Source organism: Cupriavidus phytorum, from assembly GCF_003254285.1.
GTDB lineage: Bacteria > Pseudomonadota > Gammaproteobacteria > Burkholderiales > Burkholderiaceae > Cupriavidus > Cupriavidus phytorum.
In genome coordinates this window covers 378,878-402,188 of the sequence record NZ_QKZN01000001.1, presented here as the reverse complement: position 1 = coordinate 402,188, position 23,311 = coordinate 378,878, and the positions used below count along the sequence as shown (strand labels likewise).

Annotated in this window: 20 protein-coding genes; 3 read left to right on the top strand and 17 right to left on the bottom strand. The window is 68.7% G+C overall.

Features of this window, described 5'->3' with window-relative positions:
- Nucleotides 1-60 precede the first annotated feature (60 nt).
- Together mdtD and C7416_RS01760 are read right to left on the bottom strand one after the other, a co-directional pair.
- Nucleotides 61-1,485: a multidrug transporter subunit MdtD gene (gene mdtD / locus C7416_RS01765; protein WP_111516837.1), complete on the bottom strand. Its 1,425-nt coding sequence runs from the start codon at nucleotides 1,483-1,485 to the stop codon at nucleotides 61-63.
- Between the two features lie 99 nt (nucleotides 1,486-1,584).
- Entirely contained in the window at nucleotides 1,585-3,774 is a 2,190-nt protein-coding gene (locus tag C7416_RS01760) for a TonB-dependent receptor family protein (protein ID WP_111516836.1), read from the bottom strand.
- 305 nt (nucleotides 3,775-4,079) lie between these two features.
- Between C7416_RS01760 and C7416_RS01755 the strand changes: the two genes are divergently transcribed.
- The gene (locus C7416_RS01755) at nucleotides 4,080-4,700 is read left to right on the top strand and encodes a flavodoxin family protein (RefSeq protein ID WP_373425012.1); all 621 of its coding nucleotides are present in this window, start codon (nucleotides 4,080-4,082) and stop codon (nucleotides 4,698-4,700) included.
- 7 nt (nucleotides 4,701-4,707) lie between these two features.
- Here C7416_RS01755 and C7416_RS01750 read toward each other — a convergent pair whose 3' ends face one another.
- From C7416_RS01750 to C7416_RS01730, 5 genes are all read right to left on the bottom strand, one after another.
- Entirely contained in the window at nucleotides 4,708-6,108 is a 1,401-nt protein-coding gene (locus C7416_RS01750) for a DUF3526 domain-containing protein (RefSeq protein ID WP_111516834.1), read from the bottom strand.
- Nucleotides 6,105-7,523: a DUF3526 domain-containing protein gene (locus tag C7416_RS01745; RefSeq protein ID WP_111516833.1), complete on the bottom strand. Its 1,419-nt coding sequence runs from the start codon at nucleotides 7,521-7,523 to the stop codon at nucleotides 6,105-6,107. Before C7416_RS01745 ends, C7416_RS01750 begins: the two co-directional genes overlap by 4 nt.
- On the bottom strand, nucleotides 7,520-8,236 hold the full coding sequence (locus tag C7416_RS01740; RefSeq protein WP_111516832.1) for an ABC transporter ATP-binding protein: 717 nt from the start codon (nucleotides 8,234-8,236) through the stop codon (nucleotides 7,520-7,522). Before C7416_RS01740 ends, C7416_RS01745 begins: the two co-directional genes overlap by 4 nt.
- Nucleotides 8,237-8,256: 20 nt before the next feature.
- On the bottom strand, nucleotides 8,257-10,368 hold the full coding sequence (locus tag C7416_RS01735) for a TonB-dependent receptor (RefSeq protein ID WP_111516831.1): 2,112 nt from the start codon (nucleotides 10,366-10,368) through the stop codon (nucleotides 8,257-8,259).
- Between the two features lie 133 nt (nucleotides 10,369-10,501).
- Nucleotides 10,502-10,864 carry a hypothetical protein gene (locus tag C7416_RS01730; RefSeq protein WP_181461124.1) on the bottom strand — a complete coding sequence of 121 codons (363 nt, stop codon included), beginning with the start codon at nucleotides 10,862-10,864 and terminating at the stop codon, nucleotides 10,502-10,504.
- 187 nt (nucleotides 10,865-11,051) lie between these two features.
- Between C7416_RS01730 and C7416_RS01725 the strand changes: the two genes are divergently transcribed.
- On the top strand, nucleotides 11,052-12,143 hold the full coding sequence (locus C7416_RS01725) for a methyl-accepting chemotaxis protein (RefSeq protein WP_111516829.1): 1,092 nt from the start codon (nucleotides 11,052-11,054) through the stop codon (nucleotides 12,141-12,143).
- A gap of 21 nt (nucleotides 12,144-12,164) precedes the next feature.
- Here the strand turns inward: C7416_RS01725 and C7416_RS01720 are convergent, their stop codons facing one another.
- From C7416_RS01720 to C7416_RS01675, 10 genes are all read right to left on the bottom strand, one after another.
- A complete protein-coding gene (locus C7416_RS01720; RefSeq protein ID WP_111516828.1) occupies nucleotides 12,165-12,458 on the bottom strand; it encodes a hypothetical protein in 294 nt (97 codons plus the stop codon).
- Between the two features lie 3 nt (nucleotides 12,459-12,461).
- Entirely contained in the window at nucleotides 12,462-13,019 is a 558-nt protein-coding gene (locus tag C7416_RS01715; RefSeq protein ID WP_111516827.1) for a DUF4105 domain-containing protein, read from the bottom strand.
- Nucleotides 13,019-13,543: a PAAR domain-containing protein gene (locus C7416_RS01710; RefSeq protein WP_198035613.1), complete on the bottom strand. Its 525-nt coding sequence runs from the start codon at nucleotides 13,541-13,543 to the stop codon at nucleotides 13,019-13,021. The genes C7416_RS01715 and C7416_RS01710 overlap by 1 nt, the downstream gene beginning before the upstream one ends.
- Before the next feature lie 290 nt (nucleotides 13,544-13,833).
- The gene (locus C7416_RS01705; RefSeq protein ID WP_111516825.1) at nucleotides 13,834-15,171 is read right to left on the bottom strand and encodes an aspartate aminotransferase family protein; all 1,338 of its coding nucleotides are present in this window, start codon (nucleotides 15,169-15,171) and stop codon (nucleotides 13,834-13,836) included.
- The gene (locus C7416_RS01700) at nucleotides 15,168-16,679 is read right to left on the bottom strand and encodes an N-acyl-D-amino-acid deacylase family protein (protein WP_111516824.1); all 1,512 of its coding nucleotides are present in this window, start codon (nucleotides 16,677-16,679) and stop codon (nucleotides 15,168-15,170) included. Before C7416_RS01700 ends, C7416_RS01705 begins: the two co-directional genes overlap by 4 nt.
- A 26-nt stretch (nucleotides 16,680-16,705) precedes the next feature.
- The gene (locus C7416_RS01695) at nucleotides 16,706-17,692 is read right to left on the bottom strand and encodes a Bug family tripartite tricarboxylate transporter substrate binding protein (protein WP_111516823.1); all 987 of its coding nucleotides are present in this window, start codon (nucleotides 17,690-17,692) and stop codon (nucleotides 16,706-16,708) included.
- A gap of 170 nt (nucleotides 17,693-17,862) precedes the next feature.
- Entirely contained in the window at nucleotides 17,863-19,218 is a 1,356-nt protein-coding gene (locus C7416_RS01690; RefSeq protein WP_111516822.1) for an AtzE family amidohydrolase, read from the bottom strand.
- Nucleotides 19,208-19,387 (bottom strand): hypothetical protein, encoded by a 180-nt coding sequence (locus C7416_RS01685; protein ID WP_111516821.1) that lies wholly within the window; start codon nucleotides 19,385-19,387, stop codon nucleotides 19,208-19,210. The genes C7416_RS01690 and C7416_RS01685 overlap by 11 nt, the downstream gene beginning before the upstream one ends.
- A gap of 3 nt (nucleotides 19,388-19,390) precedes the next feature.
- A complete protein-coding gene (locus C7416_RS01680; protein WP_111516820.1) occupies nucleotides 19,391-20,716 on the bottom strand; it encodes an MFS transporter in 1,326 nt (441 codons plus the stop codon).
- A 216-nt stretch (nucleotides 20,717-20,932) separates the two neighbouring features.
- Nucleotides 20,933-21,949, bottom strand: a complete 1,017-nt coding sequence (locus C7416_RS01675; RefSeq protein ID WP_111516819.1) for a helix-turn-helix domain-containing protein — start codon at nucleotides 21,947-21,949, stop codon at nucleotides 20,933-20,935.
- 236 nt (nucleotides 21,950-22,185) lie between these two features.
- Between C7416_RS01675 and C7416_RS01670 the strand changes: the two genes are divergently transcribed.
- Nucleotides 22,186-23,304: an aromatic ring-hydroxylating oxygenase subunit alpha gene (locus C7416_RS01670; protein ID WP_111516818.1), complete on the top strand. Its 1,119-nt coding sequence runs from the start codon at nucleotides 22,186-22,188 to the stop codon at nucleotides 23,302-23,304.
- The last annotated feature ends 7 nt before the right edge of the window (nucleotides 23,305-23,311 follow it).

Genomic DNA, 23,311 nt, shown 5'->3' with positions numbered 1-23,311 from the left:
AGTTCGCCGCCGCGCCGCAAAGCGGCGCATGTGCCACGCCAGGACTAGCCCAGGCGCGCGCTACACCTCCTTCTCGCCATGCTGCACCGGAATCGCCGGCGCGGCCTCGCGCACGCCCAGCTGCATGAAGATCCAGGCCGACGCGCAGGTGATCAGCCCCATGCAGATGAAGGTGGCATGGAAGGCCGGCAGCACCGCTGCGGGATCCCCGCCAAAGCGGTGCTGGAACGTCGCCAGCAACGCCCCCGCGGCCGTCACGGCCAGGCTCATCGACAGCATCTGCACCATCGACAGCATGCTGTTGCCGCTGCTGGCGCCGGCGCCGCTGAGGTCCTTCAGCGTGACCGTATTCATCGCCGTAAACTGGATCGAATTGACCATGCCGAACAACGCCAGCAGCGGCACCAGCAGCCACAGCGGCAGCTGCGGCGTGATCAGCGCGAAGGCCGCCATCACCACGCCCACCACGAAGGTGTTCGACACCAGCACGCGGCGGTAGCCATGGCGCTGGATCAGCCGCGTGGCAAGCCGCTTTGACGCCATGCCGGCCGCGGTGACCGGCAGCATCATCAGGCCGGCATCGAGCGGCGCATAGCCCAGGCTGACCTGCAGCGTCAGCGGGATCAGGAACGGCATCGAGCCGTTGCCGATGCGCGCGAACAGGTTGCCCAGCAGCCCGACGCTGAAGCTGTGGATGCGGAACAGCCGCAACGGGAACAGCGGCTGCTTGCGGCGGTTGGCATGCAGCCCGTAGGCGGTCAGCGCGGCCATGCTGGCGATCAGCAGCATCAGCACGGTGGCGTGCTGGAAGCCCAGCCCGGCCAGGCCGTCGATCGAGAACGACAGCGCCAGCATGGCGGTGGCCAGCAGCAGGTAGCCCGCGATGTCGAAGCGGCCGACGCCGGCCAGCCGCGCATTGGGCATGTAGCGCACGGTGGCGAGCGCGCCCAGCACGCCGACCGGCACGTTGATCAGGAAGATCCAGTGCCAGGACAGCGCCTGGGTCAGCCAGCCCCCCAGCGTGGGGCCGATCAGCGGACCGATCATGCCGGGGATGGCGACGAAGCTCAGCGCCTGCAGGTACTGCTCGCGCGGGAAGGTGCGCAGCACCGAGAGCCGCCCCACCGGCAGCAGCATCGCGCCGCCCACGCCCTGTACCACGCGCGCGCCGATCAGGAAGTTCAGCGTCGGCGCGTAGGCGCACAGCAGCGAGCCGGCCACGAACAGCGCGATCGCGGTCTGGAAGATGGTGCGGGTGCCGAAGCGGTCGGCGAGCCAGCCCGAGGCCGGGATGATCACCGCCATCGTCAGCGAGTAGGCGATCACCACCGACTGCATCCGCAGCGGGCTCTCGCCCAGGCTGTGCGCCATCGACGGCAACGCGGTGTTGACGATGGTCGAGTCCAGCGTCTGCATGAAGAAGCCGACTGCCACCACCCACAGCATGATGCGGCGGGTGCGGTCGTCGGGCGCGGGCGAGGTCATGGTGCGGCTCCGGGTCCGGCCGGCGCAGCGGTGACCCGGTGCGCCGGCCAAAGCCAACACCTTAAAGGGCAACGAAGGCCGAGGCAATCGGCGCCACGCTTACAGCGCCGCGCGCAGACCGATAAAGAAGCGCCGGCCAGGTGCCGGCTCGAAGTAGCGCCCGTTGGCCTCGTTGACGATGACCGAGCCGATGTAGCGCCGGTCGGCCACGTTGTCGATGCGGCCGAACAGGTAGAAGCGCGTCGGGCCGATGCGGAAGGCATAGCCGGCGCGCAGGTTGATCACGGCATAGCCCGGCGCCGCCTGCGTGTTGAGGTCGTCGGCATAGACGCGGCTGTCGACACGCAGCTCGGCCCCCAGCGTCAGCGGTGCGAGCGGCCGCCACGACAGGTCGGCGGCCAGGCTGTGGCGGGCGGTGCCGGGCAGGCGGTTGCCGGCCGCCACCGCCTGCCCCTGCGCATTGATAAAGCCATCACCGAAGTATGCATCGAGCCAGGTATAGGCCAGCCCCGCCTCGATCCGGCTGCCGCCGCCCTGCCCCGGTGTACCGACCTGATCCAGAAAGCCCCCACGCCAGCCCAGCTCCAGCCCGCGCCGGCGCACGCCGCTGACATTCTGGTAGACGGTGCGCCCGGCGTTGTTCGATTGCGGCACCACCTCGTCATGGCTGTCGGCATCGAACAGCGCCGCTTCCAGCCGCTGGCCGGACGCCTGCCACTTGATGCCGATCTCGCCCTGGCGGCTGGTCGATGCCTGCAAACCCAGGTTGCTGCCAACGCCGCCGGGGCCGTAGGCGACCTCGGTCAGCGTCGGCGTCTCGAAGCCGCGGCCGAGGTTGGCGTAGACGTTGAGCGAATCCAGCGCATGCCAGACCACGCCGAGCACCGGGCTGACATTGCTGTAGCTGGCGTTGCCGCTGTCGTCAGGACTGGCCGCGGTGATGAAATGGTCGTCTATGCCCAGCCGCACCCGGCTCGCTCGCGCCCCGCCCACCAGTTGCCAGGCCGGATGGAAGCTCCAGTCGAACTGCGCGAAGGCGCCAAGGTCGGTCGCGGTATTGGTCTCGTCGCGGCGCAGCGCCCCCTGCGTGCCGTTCTGGTTGACGTAGCCGTTGCGGCCGTCGCGCATGCCGTTGGCTTCCAGTCCGGCACTCCACAGCAAGGGCAGGCCCGCGGCCGTGGTGGTGCGCCGGCTCCAGGACAGCGCGGCACCGCCGAAGGTGCGGTCGAGATCGACGATGCCGCCGGACGAGGTCGGCGCGGCGCCGCTGAAGCCCAGCCGCTGGTACAGGTTGCGCGTGCCGCCGTACAGCCGTGCCGACAGGCTGTCGGTGCCGCTGACCTGGTGGTCCACCACCACCCCGGCCTGTGCCTGTTCGACGGTCTTGCCGGTATCGAACTGGGTGGCCGCGGCCACCGCCTGGCGCGGGTCGGCATCGGCCTGCGCGCGGGTCAGGCCGAGCGGGTCCTGCGCCAGCGGCTGGTTGAAGTAGTTGAACTGGCCGGTCACGCGCGTGCCGCTGGCCGGCTGCGCCACCACCCTGGCATTGAGCTGGTAGCGGCGCGCCGCGCTGTGCTCGCGATAGCCGTCGGTCTGGTAGGTCCACGCATCGAGCGAGCCGCCGAGCCGCTCATTGCCGCCGGCCAGCGCCACGCCGGCCTGCCACTGCCCGTCGGCGCCGAAGCCGGTCGAAGCGCGCGCGGTGAACCCATCCTTGGGCGGATCGGGCGTGAACACCTGCACCACCCCGCCCGCGGCATTGCCATACAGCTGCGCGAACGGGCCGCGCAGTACCTCGACCCGGCTCGCATTGGCAAGGTCTGCCGTCGACGCCTGCCCCTGCCCGTCCGGCATGGTGGCAGGAATGCCGTCGACATACAGGCGCACGCCGCGCACGCCGAAGGTCGAGCGCGTGCCGAAGCCGCGCACCGCCAGTTGCAGGTCCTGCGAGTAGTTCTGCCGGTCGCGCACCGCCACGCCCGGCACGCCGGCCAGCACTTCCGACAGGTTCACCAGCGGCGTGGCGCTGCGCAGCGGGTCGACCGGCACGCTGTCGACCGCGGCGGGCGCGTCGAAGCGGCGCTGCTCGCTGCGCGTGGCACTGACCACCACGTCCGGCAGCGTCTCGCCGGTGGCCGCGGCGACGGCCGTGCCGGGCGCATCCGCCGCCCGCGTGGCGGCGCTGGCCAGCAGCAGCGCCGCGCACGCCAGCGCAGAAGGCGCCGGGAAACGATAAGGGGAGCGGCGCTGCTGCCGCATCGCCGGAATCTGCCTGCCGCCTGGGTTCATGGGAATCGGAAGCGGTTGGGGGCGCGAAGTCGGGCAGCGCCAGGGCGTGGGTGGATATGGCGCAACTTTATCCCGGCCGTGGGCCGGTGGCTACGCGCCGAGGCGCGGGGAAAACCCGTGGACGGCGCCGGAGGCACCCCGAAACCAATGTTCAGAGAATTTCAACGACTTATTGCGGGACGACCTCTGCTGGCGCCGCTTCGCGCCCCTACACTTCCTTCACCAGCCGCTGCTGCCCGCAAACTCCTACCCAGGCAATGCAGCATAACGATATTCAGATTTTCGAAATCAAAAGGATCGAAATCATGACCACCGCCTCCACCCGCGTTGCCATCGTCTACCACAGCGGCTACGGCCACACCGCCCGCCAGGCCCAGGCCGTCGCGCGCGGCGCCGGCAGCGTCGCGGGTGCCGAAAGCCTGCTGATTCCGGTCGAGGACATCGACCAGCACTGGGACACCCTGGAACAGGTCGACGCCATCATCTTCGGCGCGCCGACCTACATGGGCAGCGCCTCGGCCCAGTTCAAGGGCTTTATGGACGCGACCTCGCGCAACGTGTTCGCCAAGGGTGGCAAGTGGTCCAACAAGGTCGCCGCCGGCTTTACCAACGCGGCCTCGCGCTCCGGCGACAAGCTCGCGACGCTGCAGCAGATCGCCATCTTCGCGGCGCAGCACGGCATGCACTGGGTCAACCTGGGCCTGCCCCCGGGCCACAACAATTCCAAGTCGACCGAGGATTCACTGAACCGCCATGGCTTCTTCCTGGGCGCGGCCGCGCAGTCGGATGCGGATGTAAGCGCTGAGGTGGCGCCGCCGCCGGCGGACCTGCGTACCGCCGAGCACCTGGGTGCGCGCGTGGCCGAAGTCGCGCAGCAGCTGGTCGCGGGGCGGCAGGCGCTGGCGGCGCTGAAGGAAGCGGCCTGAGGCCGGGTCAGGGCCGGGCCAGCCGCGCCCGGCACCACCACAGCAGGCCCAGCAGCGCCGCGGCCAGTACCAGTTGCTGCAGCCCGGCGCGCCACACCGCATGCCATGGGGGACCGTCCGTCCAGGCGAAGCGCGGCGCGTCAGCATAGTCCTGCGGCAGCACGCCGCGATAGCTCATGATGCGCGGCACGAAGAAGGCGCGCCACGCGGCTTCGAAGCGGTTCACCTGCGCCATGTAGCGGGCGTAGCGCGGGGCGTCGTGCCCTGCCAGCCGGTCGGCCGCGAGCAGCAGCGACAGCGGCGGCGACAGCCACGCCCAGCGTTCCGCGTGCTCGAAGCGCTGCGCGCGCACGCGCTCGAATTCGGCGGCGATCGGCTCGATCCGCGCGGCCTGGTCGAGATAGCGCGGCATGAATGAAACCGGCCAGCTGTGCTGGCGCGGCGCTGCCGGCGCCCATTGCGGATTGGCGCGGTACCACGCCCGCACCAGGTCCGCCGCGGCGGCTTCGGCGTCCTGCTGGGCGGCGCGCATCTGCACGATCGCAGCCAGGCGCGACGGCATCGGCGCCATGCGGTCGGTCGCCGCCGCAATCATGGCCGGTGCGCCGAAGGTGACCACGGCCCACAGGCCCAGGCCGGCCAGCACCGCCGTGGCGGCGGAACCAGGCAGCAGGTTCAGCCATGCGCTCGCCGCACTCCAGAACAAGACGAACGCGCTCAGGCAGAACACCCAAGCGCCGAAGGCGCGCAGCGTCGCCGCCGGATCCAGCAGGAACGCCAGCAGCGAAGCCAGCACCGCCACCAGCCACACCGCGCCCGCCCGCACCGCCAGCGCGGCAAGCAGCAGGTGCCAGCCAGCCGCGCCCTGCGCCAGCGACATCCGCCACGTGCCGTGCTCGCGCTCGCCCTGGACCATGCCCGCGCACAGGCACACCAGCAGCAGCGGCACCAGCAACGCCAGCGCCGTCGCCAGGTCCGCCATGCCGTAGCGCTGCAACAGCGGATTGCCCAGCTTCTCCTCGTTGCGGGCGTCGGTATGGCGGCTTTCCACGGTGACGCGGATGGCGGGCGGCAGCAGCTCGAGCATGCCGCTGGCCAGCGCGCGGCCGCCGGCGGTGGGCAGCAGTGCCGCAGGCGCGTGCGCCCGGGCGAAGCGGAACGCCGCCATGGCGGCCTGGTCCCCCGCGGCCGGCAAAGCCTGCGCGCCGGCCTGGCGCAACGCTTGCTGAGCGCCGGCCTCCAGCTGCTGGAACTTGCCATGCCAGGCGCGCGCGCCCAGCCCCGATGCCACCGCGCAGGCGCACAGCGCGGCAGCGCACAGCAGCAGCGCCCAGCGGGCGCCACGCGCGCCCCACAGCGCGCGCCATTGAACCGCCAGCAGGCGCGCGGTCTGTCCGATCTGATTCATGGCCGCATCCTCCGCAGGCAACCGTACAGCCCGGCCAGGGCCACCGCGCACCACCACAGCAGGCAGGCGATCTCGGGCCACGCCGCGCGCAGCGCGAAGCCCGCCGGCGGCATGGTGTAGGCAAAGGGCGGGATCGCGCGCCACAGCGACGCGCCCGCATATTTGGCGTCGAACGAGGTCAGGCCGCGCGTATGGCTGGCATCCCAGGTATCGATGGCGGTATTGACGGCCTGCCGATAGCGTTCCGCGGCGGTCTCGTAGTGGCGCTGGTGCGCCAGGTCGGTGCCTGCCATCTTCATGGCGAAATTGCGCATCGCCAGCGTCGGGCTCAGCAGCGCGGCCGCGCGCATCACGTTCTCCTGCGCCGCGTAGCGCTGCCACAGCGCGTCGAAATGCAGGGCATGGACGCGGTCGGCGTAAGCGTCGCGCTGCAGCCTGCGCAGCGGCGCGGCGCCCACCGGCAGGTCCGCCAGGCGCGTCACGCCGTAGCGCGCCAGCAGCGCCGCGTCATGGCGCGCGGTGCGGGTGGCCAGGTTGCCGTCGCCAGGCAGCCCTTCCACGTAGTCGTGCTGGATCCCGGCCCAGAAGGCCTGCGCCGATGGCAGCGGCACGGCATGCCGCGCCAGCGCCGCGCCGGCGCCGGGGATGACGAAGACAAAGGCCAGCCACAGCCCGGCCAGCGCCAGCAACGCGCTCCTGCCGTCGGCCATCCACGCCGACACCGCCAGCCCCAGGCCCGCCAGGATGGCCGTGTAGAGCAGGTAGCCGGCACCCAGGCCGGCGGCGCGCCACCACACCCCGGCATCGAGCGAGCCCTGCGCATGGCTGGCCGCCACCGGTGCCAGCGCCAGCGCGAGCGCAAAGCCGGCGAAGGCCGCGGCCAGCGCGAGGAACTTGCCCGCCAGCAGGCTGGCCGGGGCCATGCCGGCACCATGCAGCATGCGCAGCGTGCCGCGCTGGCGCTCGCCGCTGACGGCATCGAAGCTGACCGCCAGCACCAGCAGCGGCAACAGCGCCGCGAACACGAAGCCGGCGCTCAGGTCGCCAAAGCGCGCGGAGGGTAGCGCGTCCTGCGCCGGCTCGAAGCGCGCGAGATTGCGCCGGTGCGGCTCCAGCCACAGCGCCTGGCCGAAGTAATCGCCCAGTCCCGGCTCGATCGCCGCCAGCGCCGAGGCCGACCGGAACGCATACAGGCCGAAGTGCGCGCCGCGGTGCGGATGCTTGTCGCCCTGCTCGTCCCACTGCTGGCGCGTGGCGGCGGCCGCCTGCGCCATCTCGCCGGCGACCGTGGCATGCCGCTGCAGCGACACCAGCACGGCGATGGCCAGCACCACGGCACCAATGCCCAGCAGCGCCACGGCCCGCCCTTCCCTGACCATCGCCTTGAGTTCCTTGCGCAGCACGGCCCCGATCATGATGCGGCCCCCGCTGCGCGCGCATGCGCCAGGTAGGCGGCGGTCAGCGCCTGGTGGTCGAGCGTGGACGCGTCGAACTCGGCCACCAGCACGCCGGCACGCAGGATGCCGATGCGGTCGGCCAGCTGCCTGGCGTTGAACAGGTCATGGGTGGCCATCAGCACCGCCATGCCGGCATCGGCGGCCGCGCGCACGCTGCGCGCCATGTCGTCCGCGGCGGCCGGGTCCAGCCCCGATGTCGGTTCGTCGAGCAGCAGCAGCGATGCCGACCTGGCCTGTGCAATCGCCAGCCCGACCTTCTGCCGCATGCCCTTCGAATAGCCGCGCACGCGCCGGCCCTGCGCCTCGCGGGCCAGCCCGGCGCGGTCCAGCAGCGCGGCGGCGTCGGCGCGCGACAGCGCAATCCCCGCCATCGTGCAGAAGTAGTCCAGGTTTTCCACGCCGGACAGGTAGGGATACAGCGCGACATTCTCGGGCAGGTACGCCACGCGCCGCCTGACCGCCACCGCATCGTCTGCCGGCGACAGCCCGTCCACGCGCACCATGCCGCCGGCCGCCGGGACAAAGCCCAGGATCGCGTCGATGGTGGTGGTCTTGCCCGCGCCGTTGCCGCCCAGCAGGGCATAGACACAGCCCGCCGGCACGCAGAGCCGCAGGCCGTCGACCACGCGACGGCCATCGCGCAGGACCACCAGGTCGCGGATTTCAAGCATCGGGTATCTCCGTCAGGCAGTCAGAAGAAGTAGCGTGCCGCCATGCCGAACTGCCATTTCGGCTGCGGCGACACCAGCAACCCGGCCGCCGAGCCATAGGCGGCCTCGGTCGAGAACCGGTGCGGCTGCAGCACCGCGAACAGCGACAGCTGGTATTGCTTCCAGTCCAGCACCCCGCGCAGGTCGAAGCGCGTGTAGGCCGGCATGAAGCGCAGCTGCGTCTGCGGCGTTCCCATGTAGTACGGGATGCCGGTGGTCAGGTAGGCGTCGGCATTGACGGTCAGCTGCACGCCCTGCAGCCGCTGCCGGTACTCCGCGCCGACCTTGAGCTGGTGGCGCGGGACCGACAGCCTGGCGCCGGTGTTGGGCAGCGGGTTGTTGGCTTCGGCCTGGATGATGTGGCCGTAGCTGGCATAGAGCGAAACCGGACGCACCGGCCGCCAGCGCGCCTCGACCTCATAGCCCTTGCGGGTGGTGTCGCCCACCGAGCGGAACGACCCGTCGGCCTGCCCGACGATCTCGTCCTCGTTGAGCGTGTAATAGGCCGCTGCGGTGACCGTCAGGTTGCGCGCCGGGGTCGCGGTGAAGCCCACGTCGTAGGACTTCACCTTCGACGGCGATACGTCGTAGACCGTCCCGCCGGGCGCGCCCAGCGGCCCGGGCGCGCCGCTGCTGCTGATCTGCTCGGCGGCCGGCGAACGGAAGCCCTGGGCGACATTGGCGAACAGGTCTAACCCGGGCAGCACGGTCCAGGCCGCGCCCAGCTTCGGCGTGGTCACCCCCTTGAAATAGTCCGTGCTGGCTGCCGGCAGCTTGCGGTTGACGATGTCGTAGTCGAACCAGTCGCGCCGCAGGCCGGCACTCAGCTTGACCGAATCGACCGGCTTGAACTGCCCCTGCACGAAGAGCCCGTAGGTCAGCAGGGTCAGCCGCTGCGCGTTGACATAGTTGGCGGTAGGCACGCCGCGCAGCCAGATCTGGCGCTGCGCATCGCCGTGGTCGCGGCGCACTTCCAGGCCGGCCATCAGCGCGGCACGGTCGCCGAAGGTAACGTTGCCCGCCAGCCTGCCGCCGAAGACGTTGCGGTCGTCGGAACCGACGGTATGCTGCACGCTGCTGGTGGCGATACCGCGCTCGCGCTCGAAGGCTTCGCCGTACAGCGTCGCGTACCAGCCTTCCTCGCCGTGCGCGGGCGCGCGGTTGAGCGCAAACATCGAGCGCGTGCCGCTGCCGAAGCCAGGCAGGCCGTACTGGGTCGAGCGCGGGTCCACCTTGCCCGACTGCAGGTCGCTCAGCAGCAGGTAGCCGGCCGCGGTCGATTCGGCGCGATAGTGATTCAGGCGCAGGCTGTAGAGACCTTCGCCGATCCGGGTCGACAGCTTCCAGAACAGGTTGTTGCGCTCGGTGCTGCCATCGTAGCGGTAGCTGTGGGTGCGGTACAGGTCCGCGACGAACAGCGACTGGATCGGTTCCGTCTCCGGCCGCAGCGCATGGCGGCCCGACAGCACCAGGGTGGCGCGCTTGCCGTCGTAGCGGTCCAGCCCGATGCCGAAGCTGGACGGCACCTCGCCGGACTGGGTCTGGATCGGCACCGCGCCCGCGCGGTTCTGGTCGCCGTACAGCGCCGACACCGGCCCCTTGATGACATCGATCTGCCCGATCATGTCCGGCGTCAGCCATTCCAGGAAGGCCGGACCGTGGCCTGCCCCCGCCTGGCTGGACGGCATGTTCTGCGGCACCCCGTCGACATAGACCGCGGTGTCGGCGCCGTGCGTGCCCTGGGTGGCGAAGCCGCGCATGCGGAAGCCGTTGCCGGTATCGCCCTGGTCGATGTTGTTGGCGACCACGCCGGGCACGCGGCGGAACATGTTGGAGATGTCCCGGCCGATATTGATGGTGGCGAGTTCGTCGGCCGTGACTACCGACACCGCTGCCGGCAGGCCCGCGCTGTCGGTGGTGACGACGTTGCGCTGGTCGTGCGGCCGCTCGTCCTGCGAAGCCACCACGCTGACTTCCGGCAGCGTCGCATGACCGGCGTCGGCCGAGACGGCCGGACTGGCGACGCCCGCCGCCAGCGGCAACAGCGCGCAAGCAAGGGCGCGCGCGGTACCCGTGTTTTCTTTGTTGTTCATGAACCCTTGCGGCGGCGCGACCGGCAGCCGCTGCGGGCACCGGCGGGCCGTACCAAATCCAGACGTGAGCAAGCCACCCGCCAGGCATGACGGGCGCGGAATCAGACGTAAGCGGAAGGCGGCGCCGCGACGATCAGCCGGCGGCGCGGAGCAGCGCCGGAGGCGCGCGCAAGGCAGGGGGAGAAAGGAAGCGGGTACGCCATGGCGGCGCGGCGACATCGACCGGCTGGCTGCGCGACAGCAAGCGCCGGATCACGCCCAGCAACTGGGCCGCGAACGCGATGCACAGGAACAGGTGCAGCCGGGGCGAACACCACAGGCAATCGCACTCGGTCTCGTCGTCGGCGGGCGTACGCTCGGAGCCGGTGGCCCCGCCGGCGTCGTACGGGTCCGAAGCCACGGCCGCGGCCGCGTTCGACGCGAGCGGCTGCGCTTCCGGCACCGCATGCACGTGCGTCACCGCGGCCCACGCCTGCACGAGAACGAGCAGGAGCACGGCCCAGGCGAGACGCACGAGGTTCGCATGCAGACGCATTGAAGGTGGCGCTGGCGGTTTCGACGGGCGCCATCATAACGCAACTCAATTGCAAATGTAAGCGGCGCCGCTCGCCAGAAGCTAAAGCCCTCGCCCATCCCGGCCGTTAAGCAATGGGGTCGCATTGGGACGGAAACGGGAGACGGAGATGCAGAACCTTGGCATTCGCATACGCCTGGGCGCGGCGTTTGGCGCCATGTGGTCGCTGATGGCGATCGGGACCGCGGTAGCAGTGCCGCGCATGCAGGACGCCGCCGATGCGCGGCGCCTGCTGATGGCGCTGGCCGCCGCAGGGCTATGCCTGGCGGTAGGCGCGGTCTGGGGCCTGTCGCGCAGCATCGAGGCGCCGCTGTCCGAAGCCGTCCACATTGCCGAAACCGTGGCCGCAGGCGACCTCAGCCAGGAGTTCAACACCGACCGCGGCGGCGAGTTCGGCCGGCTGCTCGGTGGGCTGGGCGAGATGGAAGACATGCTGACCGACCTGGTCACGCGCATCCGCACCGCCACCGACTCCATTACCGACGCCTCGCACCAGATTGCCGCCGGCAATACCGACCTGTCGCAACGCACCGAAGAACAGGCCGCGGCGCTGCAGCAAACGGCCTCGAGCATGGACGAGCTGACCGCGATGGTGCAGCAGAACACCGAACGCGCCCGCGCCGCCAACGGCATGGCGGCCAGCGCCTCGGGCATCGCCGCGCGCGGCGGCGAAGTGGTCGGCAACGTGGTGCAGACCATGTCGGCGATCAGCGCCAGCTCGCGCAAGGTCACCGACATCATCGAGGTGATCGAGGGCATCGCCTTCCAAACCAATATCCTGGCACTGAACGCCGCGGTCGAAGCGGCCCGCGCGGGGGAACAGGGCCGCGGCTTCGCCGTGGTCGCGGGCGAGGTGCGCACGCTGGCCCAGCGCAGCGCCGCCGCGGCGCGCGAGATCAAGCAGCTGATCGACAATTCGGTGCAGCAGGTCGACAGCGGCTCGGCGCTGGTCGGCCAGGCCGGCGCAACCATGCAGGAAATCGTCCAGGCGGTGGCCAGCGTCACCGGCCTGCTGGGCGAGATCACCGCGGCGTCGGAACAGCAAAGCGCCGGCATCGCCCAGGTAAACGAAGCCGTGGCGCAAATGGACACGGTCACGCAACAGAACGCCGCGCTGGTGGAGCAGGCGGCCAGCGCATCGCAGGCGCTGGCGGGGCGGGCGACGGAGTTGCAGCAGGTGGTGCGGGAGTTCCGGCTGTAGGGTTGAGGGCTGGCGCGTGCCCTATAGCGGGGGCTCAAACAAATTGAATTGCCGGACCCAGCCTTCAACAGCAGGATCATCGCAGCGTATTCGCACGGCGTTGTATTTGCTACCAATCTTGGTCAGATAGCACTTGGCATGAATAGGCAGTAGCCGGTAGTTGTCAGTGCGAGCGTTGGCATCGGCCTCGGTAGCGTAAAGCTTGACCGCGGTAATGGTGTAGCTCGGCGTAAAGCTGATGCGGATTCCGGAAAACCAGACATAGGCTGCCGACAGAACGACAAGCGACGTCAGGACGATAAGGATTTTTTTCATGGCTTACCAGTTCGCTGATTCGCCATGCTTCCATCCCTTTGGGTACTTTCGCGTTTCTACGAGGCGATTGGATTTGCTGACTACCGACAATAGCTCGGCGGGCGTCACGGGAGTCTGCAAGTTGCGAGGATCATGTGCCAGGATGCCGATATGCTCCAGAGCTTGGGCTGTGTTCGTCGAACATGAGTTGGAAAGCAGGCTATACCTCTTGCCTTCCTTTACGCGTCGCTCGAGTTCGGTTTGCAGCCGGTCCGCTTCCACTGGCGTCACCCAAAGGCGCAAGCCGATAATGTCACGCGTCCCTACCTGCTCATACAGGTACAACAAGGGCGGCTCGCGGTGATACCCGCTCAGCTGACGGTTGTAGGTGAAGCCGCGCACTTCGATCGCCGCGTGCCCCATGACGGCAGCCGGGTCGCGCAGGACACTATCGAACACGAGTACCTCGATGAATTCACGCTCGAGATACACCGTCTTCGGCGCATCCGCCGGCAGCGGCGTGGTGCGGCGCTGTGCGACAAGCGTAAGCATCTTGCCGTTGGGGTGCTGAACGGTTGCCATCAGCGCAGCCCCTCGGCATAGATTTCAATCCCCTCCGCTTGCGCAACGGTGCTCAGCATGTGTGTCTGGCCATGGGCGTTGGTGCGGCCATACTCGATCTCGCCGCTCGCGCGTCGAATGGCGTAGTCCACGTGCGGCATCGGTTCGCCGGTCACGCGGTCGCGCAGTACGAAGAGTTCGTTATAGGCGTTGCTGGCCAGCGTGGTCGCCGATGCCGCCGAGCGCGTCATGTACGCGACGAGCGGTGCTCCCGGCAGGGGATGCTCCGCAGCGGTCAGCGCCGACGATGCGAGCAATACCGCGCCGCAAGCCGTGCGCATGCCGTGCATTGCAACGGGAATACCATCCACCGTCACCTGCGCATGGCCTTCGAGGATCGGAAACGTGCCCTTGCATCGCGGACAAACCACCAGGTGCCCGAGACCGGCCCATGGCCGGCCGTGCGGACTCTGGTTATCGAAGCCCTCGATCACGGTGCCGCCGTGATCGGTCTTGTCGCCGCGGCAAATAATACCTTTCATCATGATGGCTTAGCGAATTGGCAATAATGCTTCGCTTATATCGAGCCATCTGGATTGCGGGATGCGGAAGCTTCTACGCGTGCTGCATGATCCGTCGATGAGGGGTGACGAATTTTCCGCGTATCACGACCGATTGTGTGCTCCCTCTCCCGCTTGCGGGAGAGGGCTGGGGTGAGGGCGGGAGTCTCTACGAAGTCAGGCCTGCGGTATGCCAGCGCCTGCCCTCACCCCTGCCCCTCTCCCGCAAGCGGGAGAGGGGAGCAAACCCACAGCAAGCTGGTGCCTGCAGTGAATCAAGCCGTAACGCCCACCGGCAGCACCGCCGCCACCGCCGCCACAAAGCGGTCGACGATATTGTCGATATCCCGCGGCGTGCAGATGAACGGCGGCGCGAACAGCACGTGGTCGCCATGCACGCCATCGACGGTGCCGCCCATCGGATAAACCAGCAGCCCGTTCTGCATCGCCGCCGACTTCAGCCGCGCGTGCGTCTTCTGTGCGGGATCGAGGGTGACCTTGCTGTCGCGATCCGCGACGAATTCCACGCCGACGAACAGGCCGCGCCCGCGCACATCGCCCAGGTTGGGGTGGTCGCCCAGCGCCTCGCGCAGCCGGCTGCGCAGTTGCTCGCCGCGGGCCAGCACGTTGGCCAGCAGATTGTCTTCGGCGATGGTGCGCTGTACCGCCAGGGCCGCGGCGCAAGCCGTGGCGTGCCCGATATAAGTGTGGCCGTGCTGGAAGAAGCCGCTGCCGCCGACGATGGCTTCATAGATCCGGCGCGTCGACAGCATCGCGCCGATGGGCTGGTAGCCGGCGCCCAGCCCCTTGGCAATGGTGACGATATCAGGCACCACGCCGTCCTCTTCGCAGGCGAACAGGTAGCCAGTGCGGCCCATGCCTGACATCACCTCATCGAGGATCAGCAGCACGCCATACTTGTCGCACACGGCGCGGATGCGCTTCAGGTAGTCGCCCACCGGCGGCACCGCGCCGGCGGTGGCGCCCACCACGGTTTCGGCGACGAACGCGGCGACGCTTTCGGGACCGAGGTCCACGATCTTCGCTTCCAGTTCGTCGGCAAGGCGCTGCGCGTATTGCGCATCGGTCTCGCCCGCCTGCCGGTCGCGGTAGGCATAGCAAGGCGACACGTGATGCGCCGGCACCAGCAGTGGCAGGAACGGCTCGCGCCGCCAGGCGTTGCCGCCGATCGCGAGCGCGCCGAGCGTATTGCCGTGATAGCTCTGGCGGCGCGCGATGAAGTGGCGGCGCGCGGGCTGCCCCACCTCGACAAAATACTGGCGCGCCAGCTTCAGCGCCGATTCCACCGCTTCGGACCCGCCCGAGACGAAATAGACATGGTCGAGATCGCCCGGCGCGGCCTGCGCCAAGGTCCGGGCCAGCGTCTCCGACACCTCGGTGGTGAAGAACGAGGTATGCGCATAGGCAATGGTGTCGAGCTGCGCCTTGATCGCCTCGATCACGCGCGGATGGCCGTGCCCGAGGCACGACACGGCGGCGCCGCCGGAGGCGTCCAGGTAGCGTCGGCCGGTGCTGTCGATCAGTTCGATGCCCTGCCCGGCCACGGCAACGGGCAGTTGCTGGCGTGGGTTGCGATGGAATACGTGAGTCATGATGGTGTGGTGGTGGCAGTGTGTTTGGCGGCAACGCGGCGCAGCACGCGGCCGGAAAATGCGGGCAGCGCGCTGCCGGCGGCGTCCCCGGCCTGCGCGGATTGTTGCCAGACCTGCGCGCCGTTGACCCAGACGCCGTCGATGCCGGTGCTCAGTTGCAGCGGGTCTTCAAAGGTGGCACGGTCCTGCACCCGGTCCGCATCGAACAGCACTAGGTCGGCAAACGCGCCCGGCACGATCTGGCCGCGGTCCGCCAGCCCGTATTGCTGCGCAGCCAGGCCGGACATCTTGTGGATCGCTGTCTCCAGCGTCATCAACTGGTCTTCGCGCACCATGCGCGCCAGGATGCGCGGGAACGTGCCCCACTGGCGCGGATGCGGGCGCGGGTCGAACGGCAGGCCGTCGGAGCCGAAGATGGTCAGCGGGAACTGCGCGATGCGCGCGACGTCGCGCTCGTCCATGATGAAGTAGATCGCCGCCGCGGGACGCAGGCGGGCGAACAGCGCTTCTTCATCCAGCCCGAGTTCCTGCATCAGTTCATGGAAATCGCGGCCGCCTGCCGCGGGGTAGCCGGTGGACCACGTGATCAGCGTGCGCGTGGACTGGCGCACGCGGTCCAGCCGCAGCATGGTCGAGGTCGCGGGATAAGGATGGCAGTCCAGGCACAACGGCTGCAGGCGCGCGGCGTCGGCCAGCAGGCCCAGCGTTTCGGCCGAGCGGCCATGGTTGCGCTTGCCCGCCACCTTGTGGTGCGAGAACACCACCGGGCAGTCCAGCGCGCGACCGATGCGCAGCGCCTCCTCGATCGACGGCACGATGGCATCGGTCTCGTCGCGCAGGTGGGTGGAATAGAGTCCGCCATGGGTGCGGACCGGCTCGCACACGGCGATGATTTCCGCTTCGGTGGCGGCGGCTGCCGGCGGATAGAAGGTGCCGGTGGAGACCCCGAAGGCGCCCGCCTCCATCGCCAGCCTGACCTCCTCGCGCATCGCGGCAATCTCCGCATCATTGGCCGGACGGTCCAGCTCGGGCATGGCACGCACGCGCAGCGTGGAGTGCCCCAGCAGCGGCACCACGTTGACATTGGCGGGCGCTGCGCGCAGCGCGTCGAGCCACTGCGCGAAGGTATCGAAGCGGAACAGCGCGGGCGGGCCCAGCAGGTCCAGCGGCTGCGGCGGCGCGCCGCTGAGCAGCGGCGCCACGCTGATGCCGCAGTTGCCGGTCACCACCGTGGTGATGCCCTGCGACACCTTGGGCGTCATGTCCCGGTGCACCAGCAGATAGCCGTCGTCATGCGTATGCGCGTCGATGAAGCCCGGCGCCAGCACGCGGCCGCTGCAGTCGACGGTGTGGTCCGCGGCAATGCCGGCGCAGTCGCCTACGGCAACGATGCGGTCACCGGTGACCGCGACCTCGGCGCTGCGGCGCGCCGCGCCCGTGCCGTCCACCACCGTGGCGTTGCGAAAGAGCAGGTCGGCGCGTCGGGGCGCCGGGGATTGCGTTGCCATAGTCAGTCCTTGTCTTGTCGGCGGCCTTACTGCGGCGCGATGCCGGCCTGCCTGACCACCGCCGCCCATTTGTCGGTTTCCCGCGCGGCATAGCCGGCCAGCGCCTGCGGCGTGCCGCCGACCGGCTCGGCGCCCAGCGCGGCGAATTTCTCGCGGATGGCCGGCTCCGCCAGCGCGCGGTTGAAGGCGCCGTTGAGCCTGGCCACCACCTCGGCGGGGGTGCCCTGCGGCGCCACCAGGCCGCCCCACGCCACGCCCTCGAAGCCAGGCACGCCGGATTCCGCGATGGTCGGCAGCGCCGGCAGCAGCGGCGAGCGTGCCTGGCTGGTCACGGCAAGCGGCTTGAGCTTGCCGGCCTTGATCAGCGGCAGGATGGTGGGCATGTTGTCGATCAGCACGTTGACCTGGCCGCCCACCACATCGGTTGCGGCCTGCGGGCTGCCCTTGTAGCCGACATGGGTCCAGGCCAGGCCAGCCTTGTCGGCCAGCAGCTGCCCGGTGAGGTGGCCGGACGTGCCTTGCCCGGGCGAGGCGTAGGTAATCTTGTCCGGGTTGGCCTTGATGTGGGCAACCAGCTCGGCAAAGGTCTTCACCGGCATGTCCGGACGGACCGCGATCACGTTCGGCACCTTGAACAGCAGCACCACCGGCACGAAGGCATCGGGCCGGTACGGCAGCTTGCGGAAGGTGCTCTTGTTGATCGACAGCGTGACGTTGTTGGCGTAGCCGAGCGTGTAGCCGTCGGGCGCGGCGCGCTCCAGCTCGGAGATGCCGATCACGCCCGAGGCGCCGGGCTTGTTGTCGATCACGAACGACTGGCCGAGCGACCTGGCGGCCTCGGCGCCCAGCGCGCGCATCAGCACGTCGGGACTGCCGCCGGCTGCGGACGGCACCACCAGGCGGATCGGACGCGCGGGATAGTTGTCTGCGGCCGCGTGGCCGGCCATGAATGCGGCGCCCAGCCACAACAGAGTGGCCAGCGACCTCCTTCGTTGCTGCCATTGTTTTTGCATGTCGATATCCCGTTCAGTAGCTGGCTTGGCGCGTTATGCGTTTGCAGTATAGGTTCACGACTGCGGTCAATGCAACATTTGTTTCTTTAGCCGTTAGAAGGGAGCAAACCGAACCCGCGGTACGGACCCAGTTGGCAGCCCCTAGCGCACGCTTTGCCATGAAACATATGTTACATAGATCGAGGCACAGCGCTGCGGCACAGGCCCTCCACCTCGAGGAAACGCCCTGCCGCCAGCGCCAGGTCTTCCCGCCACGGCGGTGCCATGATCTGGATGCCCACCGGCAAGCCTTCGCCCACGCAAGGCGCGGCCACCACCGGCAGGCCCGCCAGCGACAACGGCCGCGTCATGTGGCCGGCATCGGCACGCGGGCGGTAGAGGCGGCCAGCACCTTCGATGGTCTCGGCGCCGATCGGCGTGGCGGGATAGGGAGTCGAAGGCGCCAGCAGCAGGTCGACGTCGTCGAACAGCGCCAGCAGACGCTGCCGCCACGCCGACTGATATCGGCGCGCGGTGTCATACCAATCCCGCGGCATCGCCAGCCCGGCCAGGATGCGCTGGCGCACGAAGGCGCTGTAGCCGCCATGGCGCGCGGAGAAATCCATGGCCTGGTGGTTGCGTCCGACTTCATAGGCGGAGATCACGGACGCCGCATCGCGCGCGGCATCCGCGTCGGGCAGGTCGATGGTGCGCACCGTGCCGAAGGCCGCTGCCGCGCGCAGCACGGCCGCCTGCACCGCTGGCTCGGCAAAATCGGCAATGCCTTGGCCGAGCATGCCGACGCGCAACGTCGCGACACCCCTGCCTTGCTCATCCTCGGGCGCATCCAGGCCAAGCATGGCCGCATAGGCCAGCGCCAAGTCCCCGGCGCTCCCCGCCATCGGTCCCACCGTATCCAGGCTCTGCGCATACGGCACGCATCCGCGCAGCGATAGCCGGCCCGTGGTCGGGCGCAGCCCCCAGATGCCGCAGAACGCGACCGGCGCACGGATCGAGCCATTGGTGTCCGAGCCCAGCCCGAACGGCACCACGCCGGCCGCCACCAGCGCCGCGGTGCCCGCCGACGAGCCGCCAGTGATGCGCGACCGGTCGAGCGGGTTGCGCACCGGGCCGCCGATCACGTTCTCGCCGGTGGCACCGCACGCGTATTCGTCCATCGCCGCCAGCGCGACCGGCACCGCGCCCGCGGCCACCAGCGCCTCGACCGCATCCGCATCGCGCGTGGCCGGCGGCTGCTGCGCGCGTGGCGCGGCACCGGCCAGGGTGGCGTGGCCGCGCACGTCAAGCAGGTTCTTCACCACGAACGGCACGCCGGCCAGCGCTGGCAGCGGCAGGCCGTGGGCCCGCCGGCGGTCCAGGGCCGCCGCCTGCGCCAGCGCGCGGTGCGCCAGCAGCGCCGAGCAGGCATTGAGCGGCGCCGCCGCTTCGGCGCGCCGCAAGGCCTCGCGCACCAGTTCGATGGCGGGGCGCGCGCCGCTGCGCACTTGCGCCGCCATGGCGGCAGCGCTCAAGGTGTCAGCGGTCATGCTGCCCCTCCCCTTGCGCCAGCGCGTCGCGCAAGCGCGCCACCATCGCCGCCATGCCGGCCAGCAGCGCGGCGGCCTGCTCGCAATCGTGCGACGCAACCGGTAATTGCAGAGCGGCCGCGGCCTGCTCTACCAGGCGGGCCGGATCATCGCCATGACCTTGCACCATGGTTCAGCCCCGCGATTGCATCAGCTGGCGCGGGATCGCCAGCAGCAGCACCGCCGCGGCCAGCATCAGCCCGGCCAGCGCCAGCACGCCCAGCGAGATGCTGCCCGTGCTCTGCTTGATCCCGCCCATCAGCACCGGGCCGATCAGGCCGGCCAGGCTGGCGGCGCTGTTGATCATGGCGATGCCGCCGGCCGCGGCGGTGCCGGCCAGCACGCGGCCCGGCAGGCCCCAGAACATCGACAGCGTCGACATCAGACCCGAAATGCCGATGGTCAGGAACACCATCGCCAGCACCGTGTTGTGCGGGAACAGCGTGCTGGCCCACATCCCCACCGCTGCCACCAGCAGCGGCAGCGCGGCGTGCAGGCGGCGCTCGCCAGTGCGCTCGGCGTGTGCGGCATTGAGGTTCATCGCCACGCACGCCACGGCATACGGAATCGCCGTCAGCATGGCGATCTCCAGCGGCGACGACATCCCGGTCGACTGGATGATGGTGGGCAGCCAGAACACCAGCCCGTAGTTGCCGATATTGAAGAGCAGGCAGATCGCCATCAGCACCCACAGGATCGGCGACTTCAGCGCGGCGCTGAAACGAGTGTTCTTCTTCGCGTTCTCGGTGTTGAGCGTGCGGGTGATGGTGGCGGCCTCGGCCGGCGTCAGCCAGGGCGCGGTCTCCGGTGATTCCGGCAGCATGCGCAACAGCAGCAGGCCCAGCAGGATGGCAGGCAGCGCCTCGATCAGGAACATCCATTGCCAGCCGTCGAGCCCGTGCAGGTCATGCGTGGCCGACATCAGCGCGCCGGAAATCGGCCCGCCCAGCACCATGCCGAGCGGCATCGCCAGGAACAGGATCGACATGATGCGCGACTGGCGGTCGGCCGGGTACCACTTGTTCAGGTACATCACCGCGGCCGGGAAGAAGCCGGCCTCGGTCACGCCCAGCAGGAAGCGCGCGGCGTAGAACTCCAGCGGCGTGGTCACGAACATGGTGGCGGCCGAGACCAGCCCCCACAGGATCATGATGGCCGCCATGCAGCGGCGCATGCCGAAGCGGTAGATCAGCAGGCTGCACGGCACCTGGCACAGCATGTAGCCCCAGAAGAAGATGCCTGCGCCGAAGCCGTAGACCACGTCGCTGAGCCCGAGCGCCTGCTGCATCTGCAGCTTGGCGAAACCGACGTTGACCCGGTCGAGGTAGCTGAAGAAGTAGCACAGCACGATAAACGGCACGATGCGGCGCGTGACCTTGGCGAACGCGGTATCGGCGGCATCCGGCAGCGCGCCGGCGTGGGCGGGCGCCTGTGGCATGGCTGGCTTGGCCAGGGACATGATGGTTTTCTCCTCCGTGGACAGGCGCGCGGGGGCCGGCGCCAGGAGATGCCATCATAGCCGGTCATGAAACAAACGTTCCAGCATGGTTTACACTGAAACAAACGATATTTCCCGGAACCAAGGTGACGGGAACGCCCCGCCCAAACGAAAAAGGGCGGCAACGCCGCCCTTCGATGATCCGGCCGCTGCGCGGCCAGCCTGTGCTACCAGCCCCTATCCGGGCGTAACGTCCTGCGACGCCCCCACCATCGTCAGCGCATTGCCATGCTCGTCCAGCGTGACCTCGCCTTCCTCATGGATGTCGCGATGGCTGCCGTCCGGCAGCTGGATGCGGTAGTCGACGCGATACGGCGCCTTGTCGACGATGGCGGCGCGGATCGCGGCCTGCACGCGTGGGCGGTCTTCCTCGACGATCGATGCCAAGTAGCGCTCCATGGTCACCTTGAACGCTTGCGGGGCCCAGCCGAAGATGCGATAGGCCTCGTCGGTCCAGGCGCAGTCGTCGGTCTGGATATTCCAGTACCAGCCGCCCAGGTGGGCAATCTGCTGCGCCTTGGCCAAGAGCGCCTCGCTCTGGCGCAGCGCGGCCTCGGCGCGGCGGCGCTCGGTGATGTCGAGGCTGACGCCGATCATCTTGACCGGGCGCTGGTCGAAATCGCGCACCAGCGTGGCCCGCGACGAGATCCAGCGCGTGTTGTCCTCATGCACCACGCGGAATTCCCACTCGTGCATCTCCTGCGCGCCGAGCGTGCGCGCCAGCACCTCCTTCAGCCGCGCCACGTCGCCGGGATGCACGCAGGCCCAGAAGTCGTCCATGTTGCGGATATGGCGGCCGAACAGCGAGACGTCGTTGGAGGAATAGGTCAGGCCATCGGTCAGCACGTTCCATTCCCAGGTGACGATGCCCGAGACCTCCTGCGCAAACTTCATCCGCGCCTCGCTTTCCATGATCTCGGCGAGGTGCTTCTGGCGCAGTTCCTTGATATGCGGGTCGGACGCGGTGCTGGCCTCGAGATCGGCGATGGCCTGCTCGCCGTAGCGCAGCCATAGCCAGTTGACGCCGAGGAAGCGCGCCAGCGCCAGCAGGCGCTCGTACTCGATCTCGCCGCCGCGCGTCCACTTGTGCACGGCCGACGGCGACACCGACAGGGCCTCGGCGACCTGCTTGAGCATGATCCTTTTGCCTTCCAGCACCCCCTTCAGGCGCGTGGCAAAAGTGTCTTCGGTCATGGGCGCTCCTCCGCTTTTTTTCAACCGATGGTGAATTGAGTAACTCGAACCTTACACCATCCCCGTAAATCGCGCGAATTGATAGTTTTTGATAATTAATTTTCCTCACAAGATCGCGTTTTTGAATTGCAACACTCCGATCCTCCTCACTACACTTCTTCTCAAATCACTGTTGGTAATTTAATTTACTTATAGTGAATTCATAAAGCACCGAGATCAACGAGGAGACACCCCAAATGCAAGAGACCGCAGCCCCCGTCTGCACCACGCCGTCGCTCGCCTACACGCTGCCGGCCCACTACTACACCTCGCAGGAAATCTTCGAGCATGAGAAGAAGACCATCTTCGCGCGCAGCTGGGTGTGCGTGATGCACAAGAGCCAGGTGGCCGGGAACAACCAGTACGCCACCGCCCAGGTGGCAGGCGAGAACATCTTCGTGGTGCGCGGCCGCGACGGCGTGCTGCGCGCGTTCTACAACGTCTGCCCGCACCGCGCGCACGAGCTGTTCGCCGACGGCGCCGGCAAGGCGAAAAACGTGATCACCTGCCCCTACCACGCGTGGTCGTTCGGCCTGGACGGCAAGCTGATCCATGTGCGCAACGCCGAAAACGTGCCGGGCTTCTGCAAGGACAACGCCGGCCTGACGCCGGTGCGGGTGGAAGAGTTCTGCGGCCTGGTGTTCGTCAACCTGGACATGGACGCGAAGCCGCTCGCAGAACTGGCCGCCGGGCTGAACGACGAGATCCGCGCGCGCTGCCCGGACGTGGACAAGCTGGTGCCGGCGCACAAGCTCAGCTACGAGATGAAGGCCAACTGGAAGGTGGTGGTCGACAACTACCTGGAATGCCTGCACTGCCAGACCGCGCACCCGGCGCTGGTGGAGTCGATCCGGATGGAGACCTACAAGCACGAAGTGCGCGGCCTCTACACCAGCCAGGTCGGCCAGACCCGCTCGGGCAGCGATGCCTTCACCTATGACAGCGACGCCCCCAACACCGACTTCGCCGCGTACTGGCTGTGGCCCAACGTGACGCTGAACGTGCTGCCGGGCGACGGCAACTACGGCGTGTTCTACATGTTCCCGGTGGATGCCGACACCACCATCCAGCACTTCGAGTTCTACTTCCGCGACAGCACGCCCACGGCCGAGCAGGAACAGCTGATCGAGTACTACAAGAACGTGCTCAAGCCCGAAGACCTCAGCATCGTCGAATCGGTGCAGCGCGGCCTGAAGTCGCGCGGCTACCGCAACGGGCAGGGCCCGCTGCTGGTCACCGACGACAAGACCTCCGCCATCGGCGAGCACGGTGTACAGCACTTCCAGCAGATGGTGCGCGACGCCCTGGCCGCCTGAACCACCA